General features: G+C 57.5%; 15 protein-coding genes. 9 read left to right on the top strand and 6 right to left on the bottom strand.

All coding sequences use genetic code 11. From position 1 onward, the window contains the following. Positions 1–188: 188 nt before the first annotated feature. From ACR0AD_RS06160 to rpsF, 4 genes are all read right to left on the bottom strand, one after another. Positions 189–674 (bottom strand): transglycosylase SLT domain-containing protein, encoded by a 486-nt coding sequence (locus ACR0AD_RS06160; RefSeq protein WP_480485271.1) that lies wholly within the window; start codon positions 672–674, stop codon positions 189–191. 165 nt (positions 675–839) lie between these two features. Then, entirely contained in the window at positions 840–1,460 is a 621-nt protein-coding gene (gene rplI, locus ACR0AD_RS06155; RefSeq protein WP_480485272.1) for a 50S ribosomal protein L9, read from the bottom strand. Positions 1,461–1,472: 12 nt separating this feature from the next. After that, on the bottom strand, positions 1,473–1,700 hold the full coding sequence (gene rpsR / locus ACR0AD_RS06150; RefSeq protein ID WP_005608650.1) for a 30S ribosomal protein S18: 228 nt from the start codon (positions 1,698–1,700) through the stop codon (positions 1,473–1,475). A gap of 28 nt (positions 1,701–1,728) precedes the next feature. Beyond that, positions 1,729–2,082 (bottom strand): 30S ribosomal protein S6, encoded by a 354-nt coding sequence (gene rpsF / locus ACR0AD_RS06145; RefSeq protein ID WP_209503558.1) that lies wholly within the window; start codon positions 2,080–2,082, stop codon positions 1,729–1,731. Positions 2,083–2,363: 281 nt separating this feature from the next. Here rpsF and ACR0AD_RS06140 point away from each other — a divergent pair, with 281 nt between their 5' ends. Beyond that, positions 2,364–2,882 carry a hypothetical protein gene (locus ACR0AD_RS06140; protein ID WP_209596809.1) on the top strand — a complete coding sequence of 173 codons (519 nt, stop codon included), beginning with the start codon at positions 2,364–2,366 and terminating at the stop codon, positions 2,880–2,882. Between the two features lie 125 nt (positions 2,883–3,007). Further along, a complete protein-coding gene (locus ACR0AD_RS06135; protein WP_209503563.1) occupies positions 3,008–3,580 on the top strand; it encodes a YceI family protein in 573 nt (190 codons plus the stop codon). A gap of 57 nt (positions 3,581–3,637) precedes the next feature. On the opposite strand, the gene ACR0AD_RS06130 is transcribed toward ACR0AD_RS06135, so the two are convergent. After that, the gene (locus ACR0AD_RS06130; protein WP_480485274.1) at positions 3,638–4,861 is read right to left on the bottom strand and encodes a cytochrome b/b6 domain-containing protein; all 1,224 of its coding nucleotides are present in this window, start codon (positions 4,859–4,861) and stop codon (positions 3,638–3,640) included. 174 nt (positions 4,862–5,035) lie between these two features. Here ACR0AD_RS06130 and fabD point away from each other — a divergent pair, with 174 nt between their 5' ends. The 7 genes from fabD to mltG all read left to right on the top strand — a co-directional run bounded on the left by fabD (position 5,036) and on the right by mltG (position 11,343). After that, positions 5,036–5,974 (top strand): ACP S-malonyltransferase, encoded by a 939-nt coding sequence (fabD, locus tag ACR0AD_RS06125; protein WP_480485275.1) that lies wholly within the window; start codon positions 5,036–5,038, stop codon positions 5,972–5,974. A 42-nt stretch (positions 5,975–6,016) separates the two neighbouring features. Continuing rightward, on the top strand, positions 6,017–6,754 hold the full coding sequence (gene fabG, locus ACR0AD_RS06120; RefSeq protein ID WP_480485277.1) for a 3-oxoacyl-[acyl-carrier-protein] reductase: 738 nt from the start codon (positions 6,017–6,019) through the stop codon (positions 6,752–6,754). Positions 6,755–6,961: 207 nt separating this feature from the next. Next, the gene (locus ACR0AD_RS06115) at positions 6,962–7,195 is read left to right on the top strand and encodes an acyl carrier protein (protein ID WP_050602116.1); all 234 of its coding nucleotides are present in this window, start codon (positions 6,962–6,964) and stop codon (positions 7,193–7,195) included. A 138-nt stretch (positions 7,196–7,333) separates the two neighbouring features. Continuing rightward, positions 7,334–7,873: a GNAT family N-acetyltransferase gene (locus ACR0AD_RS06110; protein ID WP_267364575.1), complete on the top strand. Its 540-nt coding sequence runs from the start codon at positions 7,334–7,336 to the stop codon at positions 7,871–7,873. Positions 7,874–7,996: 123 nt separating this feature from the next. After that, a complete protein-coding gene (locus ACR0AD_RS06105) occupies positions 7,997–8,740 on the top strand; it encodes a 1-(5-phosphoribosyl)-5-[(5-phosphoribosylamino)methylideneamino]imidazole-4-carboxamide isomerase (protein ID WP_480480391.1) in 744 nt (247 codons plus the stop codon). Between the two features lie 179 nt (positions 8,741–8,919). Then, positions 8,920–10,185: a beta-ketoacyl-ACP synthase II gene (gene fabF / locus ACR0AD_RS06100; RefSeq protein WP_480485279.1), complete on the top strand. Its 1,266-nt coding sequence runs from the start codon at positions 8,920–8,922 to the stop codon at positions 10,183–10,185. After that, positions 10,186–11,343 (top strand): endolytic transglycosylase MltG, encoded by a 1,158-nt coding sequence (mltG, locus tag ACR0AD_RS06095; protein WP_480485280.1) that lies wholly within the window; start codon positions 10,186–10,188, stop codon positions 11,341–11,343. Positions 11,344–11,432: 89 nt separating this feature from the next. Here the strand turns inward: mltG and ACR0AD_RS06090 are convergent, their stop codons facing one another. Further along, positions 11,433–12,698 (bottom strand): DEAD/DEAH box helicase, encoded by a 1,266-nt coding sequence (locus tag ACR0AD_RS06090; RefSeq protein ID WP_480486454.1) that lies wholly within the window; start codon positions 12,696–12,698, stop codon positions 11,433–11,435. Between the last annotated feature and the right edge of the window lie 298 nt (positions 12,699–12,996).

Genomic DNA, 12,996 nt, shown 5'->3' with positions numbered 1-12,996 from the left:
GAGCATGCGTATTACACAGAGTGGAACCCGTTTACCTCACCAAGTCAGAACATCATACTTTTCTAAACATGACAAGGAGAGGTCTAAATTGTCTGTGCAATACCGCATATTGCGACAACCAATAGAACATTTTTGTCACTATTCAGTTTCAAGTGCCAACTCCGGCCAATTTCTGACGCCAATGGACGTCAGGGCGCCGGTCTCAACCCGGTTTCGACCAGCATTCCCTTGGCTTTTGCCTCTGGATAGTAACCTTTGGCGTACAGGTAAATAGCCCTGCGTTGATCCCCATCTGAAAGCATCCACGCCCCGCGCAGGTACTTTCCTGCAAACTCAAGGTTGGTGTCGGCATCCAGCAACCCTTCGGCTTTGCCGGTGTATCCCATCGAGCGCGCCGTTGCTGGCAGGATCTGTAGAAGGCCGTAATAGGGCCGGTTGACGGCCCATGGTCGGTGTGTGCTTTCGCGAATGGCCAGCTTGTGAACCAGCTCCCGCGGAATCTCGTAATGGTCCGCCCATCTGTTGATCGAAGCTCTCAGCTCGGGCGTTTCATTCGGGTGGAGCGGCGGGTCAAAATGTGGCGTACCCGCCTTGGAGACCTGGTCTGACCCGCAGGCAACCAACGACACAAATAGAAACAGTGCCAGGAAACTTTGGCGCAGATAAACAAGCATTTTTCGGTCCTCTGAATTTCGGCGGCAATGATACGGAACGACAATGAGCCTTCAAGCGTACACGGGAAAATGGGCTGAAACTTGCCGGTACGACCTGTGAACACAAAGGGAAAAAGAAAAGGCCGCGCTTTGGCGCGGCCTTTTAAGTACTCACAAGCAGCCGGATCAGGCTTTGGCTTCGTCTTCCGCAACCGGTGCTGCGTCGGCAACCATGTCATCATCATCCGAAGCGGCCGAGCCGATGTCGTCGAACAGTTCGGCGATCTCGAATTCAGCAGCGGCTTCTTCTTCAGCAGCCAGCTCCTGAATCGATTTGCCCGAAGCCTGCAGTTCAGCTTCTTCTGCCGAACGGGCCACGTTCATCTTGATTTCGACTTCAACTTCGGGGTGCAGTTTAACGGCGACAGTGTGCAGACCCAGTTCCTTGATCGGGGCGATCAGGACAATCTGTTTCTTGTCGACGGTGAAACCTGCGTCGGTTGCGGCGTCAGCGGCGTCACGCGGGGTGACCGAACCGTACAGAGCGCCGGCATCCGATGCCGAGCGAATCACGATGAACTGCTGACCGTCCAGCTTTTCAGCCAGTGCTTCAGCTTCTTTCTTGGTTTCCAGGTTGCGGGCCTCAAGCTGCGCTTTCTGGGCTTCGAACGACGCGATGTTGGCGTCCGATGCGCTCAGGGCTTTGCCTTGGGGCAGCAGGAAGTTGCGGGCATAGCCAGGCTTGACGTCAACGACGTCGCCCATCTGACCCAGTTTCGCAACGCGTTCCAGCAGGATAACTTGCATGTCAGTCTCTCCTTACTTCACAGCGTAGGGCAGCAGGGCGAGGAAGCGAGCGCGCTTGATAGCACGGGCCAGTTCACGCTGCTTTTTCGCCGAAACGGCAGTGATGCGCGAAGGCACGATCTTGCCACGCTCAGAGATGTAGCGCTGCAGCAGACGGGTGTCTTTGTAGTCGATTTTCGGCGCATTTTCACCCGAGAACGGGCAGACCTTGCGGCGGCGGAAAAATGGTTTTGCGGCCATGGGTTATAGTCCTTTTCTCAGGCGTTGATCAGCGGCGCTCGCGGCGTTCGCCACGTTCGTCGCGCTTCTGCATCTGAACCGACGGACCATCTTCGTGGCCGTCGACCTTGATGGTCAGAACGCGCATGACATCTTCATGCAGACGCATCAGGCGTTCCATTTCCTGTACCGCGCCCGAGGGGGCATCGGTTTTCAGAAAGGCATAGTGGCCCTTGCGGTTTTTGTTGATCTTGTAGGCCATCGTCTTGACGCCCCAGTACTCGCTGTCAACCAGCTTGCCGCCGTTGTCAGCCAGAACGGTGCCGAAATGTTCGACGAGGCTTTCCGCCTGCGCGTTGGACAGATCCTGACGCGCGATCATTACATGCTCATACAGTGGCATGTGCACTCCTGTTTATATCAAGGCGCATTTCATAGGCGGGGCCAAACGTTCCTTCGCGACCCTGCCACGAGAGGCTGCGCGTTTCATACGACTGCGAAGGATGGCCCCGTATACACATCTGAGCCGCAAGGGCAAGCCCTGCCACACATGCCTCTTAGACGCCGCCCAAATTCCTTTGGGTCGCCCAATTGCTGACGCTTTTCGGCTCAAAGTTGTTTTGCATACCGGGCATCAACCGGACCAACAGAATTTCGAAAGTAACCTTAAAAGGGTGACGCGTTATGACCGCTACTAACACAAACGCATATCAGGAAAACGTTGCCGGCTCGCGCTTTGAGAATTCGGTGCCGGTAATGATCACATTTGCACCGAACTGGAAGGCCCGCCTGATACTGGCGCGGATGGTCGGGGCGTTTTTGATCGTTTCCGCGTTTTCAATGTGGTTGATGCCCGGATCGGTCGTTGGCGCAGATGTTTGGCCGATCAAGATGGCGGCATCCATGCTGTTTCTGGTCGTTGGCGTCGCCTTGTTGACAATCGAGGTTTTCGACCCGCGCCCTGACGCCTATTTCGACCCGATCCGCCGCGAAGTCCGGGTATTGCAAAAGAACGAAGACGGACGCCCTCAGACTGTCCTGCGCCGCAGCTATGACTCGCTGGGTGGGGCGCGTTTTGAAGAGAATGAGGTTCACCTGTTTGACGTGGACGGAAGTCTTTTGATGAAGCTGCCGCTTGAATCGGCGGATGTCAGCCGGGCGCTGAAAGGGCAGCTCAGCAAAAGCGTAACAATTTTCGGTTGATTTTTATTCTGTTCAAAAAAGAACAGAAGTTGTGAATCAAAAAAGGTTGTGTGCCGCCCTTGGGCGGCACATTTTGTATTCAAGCAGTCCTGACGGACTGCATTCACAAAACCGCGGAGATTGATATGAAATCCACCCTTCTTGCTGCTGCATTGGCCGTATCAGCGACAACGGCATTCGCCAGCGCCGAGAAATACGTGTTGGATCCCAGCCACAGCCAAGTCATTTTCAGCTATGACCACCTTGGGTTTTCAACCACGACTGGCATGTTTTCCGGCTTTGAAGGCGAGATCATGTTCGACCAGGAAAACCCCGCCGCTTCGAGCGTGAGTGTGTCGATGCCCGTTTTGGAGATGTTTACCGGCTGGAAACCCCGTGAAGATCACTTCATGACCGAGGATTTCTTTGGCGCGGCCGAAGGAGATTTGATCACCTTTACTTCGACAGGAATCGAGGTGACTGGTGAAAACACCGCGAACATCACCGGCGATCTGACGATGAACGGTGTGACCAAATCGGTTGTTCTGGACGCAAAGCTCAACAAGGCTGACACCCACCCGATGGCAAACAAGCCCTGGGCTGGTTTCAACGCGACAACAACGCTTGTCCGTAGCGAATTCGACCTGGGTCAGTTTGCACCGTTTGTCAGCGACGAAGTGCAAATCCAGATTTCGGTCGAGGCACAAAAAGCCGAGTAATCACAGAATCACGAACAGAAAAACGCCGGTGATCAAATCACCGGCGTTTTTTTTGCCTTACTGACCGCGTGCCGCTGTGAGTTCTACGGATACTGCGACGGTAAAGCCCAGCGAGTCTTCGGTAGGCTGCGATGTGCCTACATCAAACTCCAGCCGGTTAAGCTCGATTGTGCCCGCCATGGTGGCTGTGTCGCCCTGAAGATCCAGCGAGAAGGGCAAAACGACATCGATCGACTTGTCGCGAATTGTAAGCGGACCGCGCGCCTCGTACCCATTTTCTGTTTTATAAAGGTCGGCCTTGAACTGGGCAGTTGAGAACCGGGCGGTATCGAAGAAATCCGGCCCCATGGCCTGATCAGTTACGGTTCCAAGACTAAGCGAGCCAATGGCTATCGTGACATCGACAGATCCCGCCAATCCCGGGCCTGTGGGCTCGTCAAAGGCAATTGCTGCCGTCCAGTCGGAAAACGTACCCGTAACGGGGCTGTTCAGTTGCGAAATGGTAATCGACAGCGTGCCGTTCTGAACCTGCCATTCAGATTGAACCTCGGCCAGTTGGACATCCGGGGTTTTTTCAACGTTTTGGGCAAGCTTTCCAGTTGCCCAGCCACCGGTGACGACGACGCCCCAGACCGCCAGTGCGGCGACGGCTGGAATCAGTGAATGGGTTTGATGTGGTGGTTCCGGCACATCAGACAGGCCCGGCAACATCCGGCGCAATGTGCTGTCCTTGTCTATGACGTGATGTTTCAGCGCACCTGCGACATGCAGGACAAGGGAAACAACCAGAACCCACATGAATAGCCAGTGCAGAACCCCTGTAACCTCGGCCACGGCGGTGGATTTCGGTACAAAAGGCAGGTTTTGGCCGAAGGGCCAAAGGATTGGGGCAAAGCCTTCGGTCGCGGCGTGGTGAATCCAACCAGTCAGCGGTACAAGGACCAGCGAACCGTAAAGCAGCCAGTGGACGGTTTCAGCGGCGAAGGCTTCGGGCTTGTTGTCAGCATTCAGAAGGCCGGGCTTGGTTTGGGTGAACGCCCAGAGAATGCGGGCCAATGCCACGAAGAACACGGTGACCCCGACGGTCTTGTGCAACGAGAACACGCGCGCGGCGCGGGCAATTTCCACCTCGGTAGGGGCAGTTGCCGAGTGTAATACCGCATGCGCCAGATTGTCTGCGACCCAGCCGAGGGGCAAAGCTGTGAAGATCAGCAACGCGGTCAGCCAGTGAAACGTCTTTGCGATGCTGCCGTAGCTTGAAAAGGAATTGGTCGATTGCATATGTCGGGCGCTCCGGGATTCTAGGGTGTGCCCAAGGTAAAGCCGGATGAAACAGACACAAGTGAGCGCGGGTGCACACAAAAGGTGCCAGAATGCAGAAAGCAGGCAATACTTGTGCCAGACGGTCAGTCAGTTTACACCCCGCCGCAACCTGACACCATCCATGAGGTTGCAATGACACTCGCGTTCGTTTTCCCGGGGCAAGGCGCCCAGACCATAGGTATGGGCAAAGCTCTGGCTGAGGCCTACCCGGCAGCTCAGGCCATCTTCGATGAGGTGGACGACGCGTTGGGCGAGAAGTTGAGCAGCCTGATCTGGGACGGCGATATTGCTGACCTGACACTGACCCAGAATGCCCAACCCGCGTTGATGGCAACATCGATGGCAGCCATGCGCGCTTTGGAAGCCGAAGGCGTATCAGTCAGCAAGGCGGCTTTTGTGGCGGGGCATTCGCTGGGTGAATACTCGGCCCTGGCCGCGGCGGGTGCCTTGTCTGTTGCAGATACAGCGCGTCTGTTGCGCACCCGTGGTCAGGCCATGCAAAGCGCCGTACCCGTGGGCGAGGGGGCCATGGCCGCCATTCTGGGGCTGGATCTGGAGGCCGTGCGCGCTGTGGCGGAAGAAGCCGCACAGGGCGAGGTCTGTCAGGCCGCAAATGACAACGATCCCACGCAGGTCGTCGTGTCGGGTTCAAAAGCGGCTGTCGAGCGCGCAGCCGAGATCGCCAAGGAAAAAGGCGCAAAACGTGCTGTTATGTTGCCTGTAAGTGCTCCATTTCACTGCGCGCTGATGAAACCTGCTGCAGATGTAATGGCAGAAGCGCTTGCTGCCGTCGAAATTAAGGCCCCTGTCATACCTTTGGTGGCTAATGTGCGCGCCGAGGCTGTCAGCGATCCGGATCTGATCCGTCAATTGCTGGTCGAGCAGGTGACAGGTTCGGTTCGCTGGCGGGAAAGCGTGCAATATATGGCGGCACAAGGCGTGACCGAAACATGGGAAATCGGCGCTGGCAAAGCGCTGTCCGGTATGATCCGCAAGATCGATCGCGAAATCGCGGGTAAGGCTGTGGGCACACCGGAAGATGTTCAAAAGGCCATTCAGGCCGAATCGTAAGCAGAATTTGCGTTGTAGCCGACGCAGCAAGAGGGAAACCGAATGTTTGATTTAACAGGTAAGAATGCGCTGATCACCGGTGCTTCGGGCGGTATCGGAGGCGACATTGCACGTGCGTTGCATGGCGCCGGTGCAACGGTTGGATTGTCCGGTACACGCGTTGAGCCGCTGCAGGCTCTGGCCGACGAACTGGGCGAACGCGCACATGTTCTGCCTTGCAACTTAAGTGATCCGGAAGCCGTTGAAGCGTTGCCAAAGCAAGCGGCCGAGGCGATGGGATCGGTGGACATTCTTGTAAACAACGCCGGAATCACGCGCGACAATCTGTTCATGCGCATGTCTGATGAAGAATGGCAAAGCGTCATTGATGTGAACATGACCTCGACCATGAAACTGTGCAAAGGGGTGATCCGGGGTATGATGAAGGCGCGCTGGGGCCGGATCGTCAATGTCTCGTCCGTGGTGGCCGCAATCGGTAATCCGGGGCAGGCGAACTATGCCGCGTCGAAGGCCGGTATGATCGGGTTTTCCAAAGCTTTGGCTCACGAAGTTGCGACGCGCGGAATTACTGTGAATGCCGTGGCACCTGGATTTATCACGACGGCAATGACAGAGAAACTGACCGAGGAACAGAAAAAGGGTCTGTTGCTCAAGGTTCCAGCCGGGCGCATGGGCGATCCGGAGGAAATTGCAGCTGCGGTTCTGTATCTTTCCAGCCCCGAAGCGGGCTATGTTACCGGAAGCACCTTGCATGTGAATGGCGGTATGGCCATGTTGTGAGCGCGACAGGGGCGAGTGCGAAAGCGTTTGCCTCTTGCGTCGACTATGCTATAGGCGGCGCATCTATGCGGGGCCGGTCGTTCAGGTCGGCCTTCTATTTCCCGGTTCGCCGGGACCGAAACCGCCCAAAACGGGCAAACCAAAGCCAACCCGTGCGGGCAAGGGCAGAATCGGGCGGACCGCCCTGTAAAGGAATGAGGAATAGACATGAGCGACGTCGCAGATCGCGTTAAGAAGATCGTTGTTGAGCACCTGGGTGTTGAAGAAGATAAAGTCGTGGAAAACGCGTCCTTCATCGACGATCTGGGCGCAGACAGCCTGGACACTGTTGAGCTGGTCATGGCCTTCGAAGAAGAGTTCGGCATCGAGATCCCCGATGACGCAGCCGAGACCATCCAGACCTTTGGCGACGCCGTCAAGTTCATCAGCGAAGCGTCCTAAGCGTTTCTTTCTGATTAAAATCGGCGCTTCCGGGCAACGGGGGCGCCGTTTTTTTATGCCCGGCCGAATTTCGGGCTTGCGTGGCTATTGTGGCCTGCGCACTGTTTCCACTGAGGCAAAACTCAAAGTGGACAGGGCATGATAAGATCCACTCCGATGATAAATACCGCGCGTTTGACGCTGTGCGCTATGCGCCCAGAGGACTTTGACCGGTTCGCAGAAATCTGGCGTAACCCTTGCGTCGTGCGGCATATCGGCGGTTCTCCCCGATCGCGTGGCGAAGCGTGGGATTCTTTCCTGCGTAATGCGGGGCATTGGCAGATGGCCGGTTTTGGTCAGTGGGGCGTAATGCAGCAATCGAATCGCAAGCTGATCGGGCAAGCCGGATTCTTCTATAGCAACCGATGCATGGGCGACGATTTCGACGGCTTCCCCGAGGCAGGGTGGGTTCTGGTCCCCGAAGCACAGGGGCAGGGATTGGGATACGAGGCCGCCAAGGCTGCGCATGACTGGTTTGACCGGGTGATTCCCGGACCGTTGGTCGCGATGATAAACGCGTCCAACACGTCTTCGCAGAAACTCGCCAAGAAGCTTGGCTATGTTCTGATGCGGGAAGGGGTGTATAATGAAACCCCGGTGCATTTGTTACGACGCAACGGACCGCCAGCCCGCGCATAGATTCGCCACTTAATCAGTATGCCGCAAAATGGCCAAACTGTGCCGATCCCGGAGATTTCGGGCGGGCTTTCTGGATGTATGCTGCCGGGGATTTTCAGAGCGATTGAGCGGAGGACCAAGCTCATGAGGATTTACCCCACGATGGAACTGCAGAACGGCCGGTGCGTCTCGCTGGACAAGGGTCGTCTGGAAGAAGCGATGATCTGGCACGTGAATCCGGTAGAAACCGCACGGAGCTGGGCAGAGGCGGGTGCCGAATGGATGCACCTGACGGATTTCGACGCGATCGAGGGCAAGGATACCAACGCGCAGCTGGTCGAAGATATCATTCGCAAGGCCGAGATTCCGGTGCAGTTGGCGGGTGGCATGCGCTCGCGCGAGCAGATTGAGCGCTGGATCGACAAGGGCGCGGGTCGCATCGTGGTTGGTACGCTTGCTGCGCGTGAACCGAACCTGGTCAAGGATCTGGCCAAGCTGCACCCGGATCAGATCGTGCTGTCGGTTGATGTCTGGCAAGGCTTTGTCATGACTGACGGCTGGCGCAGCCAAAGTGCGTTCACGCCCGAAGCCTTTATTGACGCGTTCGGTGATGCGCCTTTTGCCGCCATCGTGGTAACCGATATCGACAGCGACATCGAAGATGTCGAGGCAAAGCTGGGTCTGATCTCGCGATTGGCAAACCATTCGCGTACCCCGGTGATTGCCAGCGGTGTCGTGCGCACGGCAGACGATATCTCGCGGCTGGCATACATCCCCAATATCTCGGGCGCGATTGTCGGGCGCGCGTTGTTCCGCAAGACACTGGACTTGGCCAAAGCACTTGAAACTGCCAAATCGGCCCACGAGCCAGTCGCGCAGTTTCAGTAAGCAACTCCGCCCTTTCGGCTGAACGCGCGAAAGGGCGGTTTTGACAAGCGCCGAATTTCCGGTTTCCTTGGGCATTCGGCGGCAGAACGCCGGGGCGGAAAGAACCGTTGCTCTTGCCCCCGCACCCCGGGCCGGGGTATGAGCGGTTCTCATAACAGGAAGCAGGCAAGAGGCACTTCATGCGCAGAGTCGTTGTAACCGGTCTTGGATTGGTCACTCCTTTGGCCAGCGGGGTCGAGGAAACCTGGTCGCGGCTGCTGGACGGAGAGTCCGGCGCAGGCCCAATCACGCATTTCGATGCAGAGGCAAGCGGGGTCACAACGACCTACGCCTGCGAGGTGCCGCGCGGCGACGGAACCAACGGGACCTTCAATCCCGATGACTGGATGCCGCTGAAAGAGCAGCGCAAGATCGAAGACTTTATTCTGTACTCCATCGCAGCCGCCGAAATGGCCTGTAATGATGCAGGCTGGTTGCCGGAAGACGAAGAATCGCGCCTGCGTACTGGTGTTCTGATCGGCTCGGGCATTGGTGGTCTGGGATCGATTGCCAATACCGCGAACCTGATCCGCGACAAGGGTCCGCGTCGGGTATCTCCGTTCTTCATTCCGGGCGCACTGATCAACCTGGCCTCGGGTCAGGTATCAATCCGCCACGGGTTCAAAGGGCCGAACCACTCGGTCGTGACGGCATGTTCAACTGGTGCGCACGCAATCGGCGACGCCAGCCGCATCATCCGGGCGGGTGACGCGGATGTCATGGTGGCAGGTGGTGGCGAGGGCTGCATCTGCGAGATCGGTATCGCCGGGTTCAACGCATGTAAGGCGCTGTCGACCAAATACGCAGATAATCCCAAGGCTGCCAGCCGACCCTATGACGTGGACCGTGACGGTTTCGTTATGGGCGAGGGCGCTGGCATCGTGGTTCTGGAAGATTACGAGCACGCCAAGGCGCGCGGTGCCAAGATATACGCCGAAGTTCTGGGCTATGGTATGTCGGGCGACGCCTATCACATCACCGCCCCGTCCGAGGATGGCGACGGGGCCGAACGTTCCATGAGGGCGGCGTTGCGCAGCGCCGGGCTGGAGCCAAAAGACCTAGATTACATCAACGCGCATGGCACCTCGACCATGGCGGACACGATCGAACTGGGCGCGGTTGAGCGCCTGTTGGGCGAGCATGCCGGGAATGCGACGATGAGCTCGACCAAGTCGGCAACCGGTCACTTGCTGGGTGCTGCGGGTGCGATTGAGGCGATATTCTCAATCCTGGCGATCCGCGATCAGGTTGCACCGCCAACAATCAACCTGGACAACCCGGCAGTTGAAACCCCGATTGATCTTGCCCCCAACGCCAAACGCGAGCGTGAGATTAACGTGGCGCTGTCGAATTCGTTCGGGTTCGGTGGAACCAATGCCAGCGTGATTTTCGGAAAGGTCAGTTAAATGTGGCGGGCCATCGCTTCGAATGCGCTGACCATCCTGGTGGTCGGCCTGTTTCTGGTGGGCGGTCTGATCCTGTGGGGACAGTCGCAGTACAAGGCCGAAGGCCCGCTTGAAACTGCGATTTGCCTTCAGGTCAAAAGCGGTTCGAACATGACACGTGTCAGTCGCGATTTGGAAGATCAGGGTGCCATTCGCAGTTCAATTCTGTTTCGGATGGCCGCCGACTATACCGATCAGGCGCAGCGGTTGAAAGCGGGCAGCTTTCTGGTGCGCGAAGGCGCGTCGATGGCGCAGATCATCGAAGAAATCACCAGCAGCGGCGCCAGCACTTGTGGGTCAGAAATCGAATACCGTATCGGTGTAACGCGCACCCAAACCCGCGTGCGAGAACTGGATCCAGCAACATTGGATTTTGTCGAGATTGCTTCATTTGATGCGGCAGAGGAAGAAACGCCTGATGCCTATACCGAGAAGCGCAACGAGGCTGACACGCGCTATCGCGTGTCGCTGGCCGAAGGTGTGACCTCGTGGCAGGTGGTCGAGGCCCTTAAATTATTCGAAGCGCTGTCAGGTGAGGTGACCGAGATCCCGGCTGAGGGCATGTTGGCCCCGGACAGTTACGATGTTGTGGCCGGACAGGACCGCAATGCGATTTTGCAAGCCATGCAGGACAAACAGCAGCTGCGAATCAATGCGGTTTGGGAAAGCCGCCAAGGCGGGTTGCCGCTGGACAATCCGGAAGAGATGCTGATCCTTGCGTCTATTATCGAAAAGGAAACCGGTGTTCCAGAGGAACGTGGCCAGGTCGCCAGTGTGTTCGTGAACCGCCTGAAACAGGGGATGCGCCTGCAAACAGATCCGACCGTCATCTATGGCGTGACAAAGGGGCAGGGCACATTGGGCCGCGGGTTGCGGCGCAGCGAACTGAACCGTCCGACACCGTGGAACACCTATCAGATTGACGGGCTGCCCCCGACGCCGATCGCAAATCCGGGTCTGGCGAGCCTTGAAGCTGCGGTCGCGCCGGATGACACCAACTATGTGTTCTTCGTCGCCGACGGCTCGGGCGGTCATGCGTTTGCAGAAACCCTGCAGGAGCATAATCGCAATGTTGCCAAATGGCGCGAAATTGAGGAACAGCAAAGCTCGGGGAATTAAGCCCGGCGGATTGCTGGATTTGCCAACGAAAACGCCGACGCCGGTATGAAAACTGGCGTCGGCGTTTTCTTTGGCAGCCTGTTCAGTCCTTAGGCGGCTGAACGTCTTTTGTTGGGACGGCGCCGTCTGCTGCTGGAAGGTTTCCCATCACCGTTAGCCGGTTTGGGCTTGAACCCGCGACGGCGGTTGTTTTGTCGACGTGCAGGTTGCTGAACCTCGACCCCTTCCGGCATGGTGCCGCTTGTGACAGGGATTTCAATTTTCATCAGCTTCTGGATTTGACGCAGCAGGTCGACTTCTTCCGGTGCACAGAAAGCGATCGCTTCCCCCTCGCGCCCGGCACGGGCGGTGCGCCCGATACGGTGGACGTAATTGTCGGGTACGTCGGGCAGGTCGAAGTTGATGACATAGGCGACACCGGGGATGTCGATGCCACGCGCGGCAACGTCGGTGGCCACCAGTATGTTCACCTCTCCAGCGCGGAAGGCATTAATGGCCCGGTCACGCTGGCCCTGGCTTTTGTTCCCGTGAATGGATGCTGCGTTGAAGCCATCGGCGACCAGCCCTTTCATCAGCCGTTCAGCGCCGTGTTTTGTGCGGGTGAAGACCAGCGTCAGTGCATCCGCGTCCTGAGACAGGATTTGGCGAAGTTTAGAGGGTTTTTCGGCTTTTGGAACAAAATGAAGGGACTGGGTGATCTTGTCCGCCGCCTTGCCCGGGGGTGAAACCTGCACCCGCTGTGGATTGTTCAGATAGGCGCGGCTGAGCTCCTCCATCTGTTTCGGCATTGTGGCCGAGAACAGCATGGTCTGGCGGGGTGTTCCCAGTGCAGGCGCAATGCGACGCAGAGCGTGAATGAAGCCCAGGTCAAGCATCTGATCTGCTTCGTCCAATACCAGATGGCGCACCGAACCAAGGTCAACAGCGCCCCGTTCCATCAAGTCAATCAGGCGGCCCGGTGTGGCGACCAGAATATCGGTGCCGCGGGCAAGGAACATCACTTGTTTGTTGATCGACTGGCCACCAACAACTGTGGCGACCCGCAGCTTTGTTCCTTTGGTGAGGGTGCGCAAACTGTCGGCGATCTGGTTCACCAACTCGCGTGTAGGGGCGAGGATCAGTGATTTGGCTGTTTTGGGATCGGGCTTGCCGGGCTGCGCCAGTAGGTGGTCGATCAGGGGCAGGCCAAAGGCCAGTGTTTTGCCGGTGCCAGTTTGAGCCAGCCCGAGGATGTCATGCCCGTTCAGGGCCAGCGGAATGGCCTGGTTCTGAATCGGGGTGGGTTGTGTAAAATTGGCGCGTTTCAACGCGTCGTTCAGTGTCGGCGCGAGGCCGAGCATATCGAAGTCGAACAAAAAATTATCCTTTACGGCCCGCAGGTTAAACCCCACGAGCAGGTGATGACTGGCCACGTTCATGTGACCGGCAGGGTTGTGCGAGACCTCGGGATGCGCGAGCGAATCCAGCGCCATCCGGCCATCGCGTAAAGAACCCTGCGTGAAGGGGAACCGGGAGTTATGTGTTGGCGCTGTGGGGCCTGAAGCCCGACGATGCTCACGCGGTGGCGCCGTGATGAGGGGCACATGAGGGTTTCGGGAGGGAATGTCAAGGACTGGTTTTGCAGCGCGCCGGACCCTGCGGCGCCGAAATCGG

This window comes from Ruegeria sp. BH8 (genome assembly GCF_056538065.1).
Note: the sequence above shows the minus strand (reverse complement) of the source record. Positions and strands in the feature narration are given on the sequence as shown.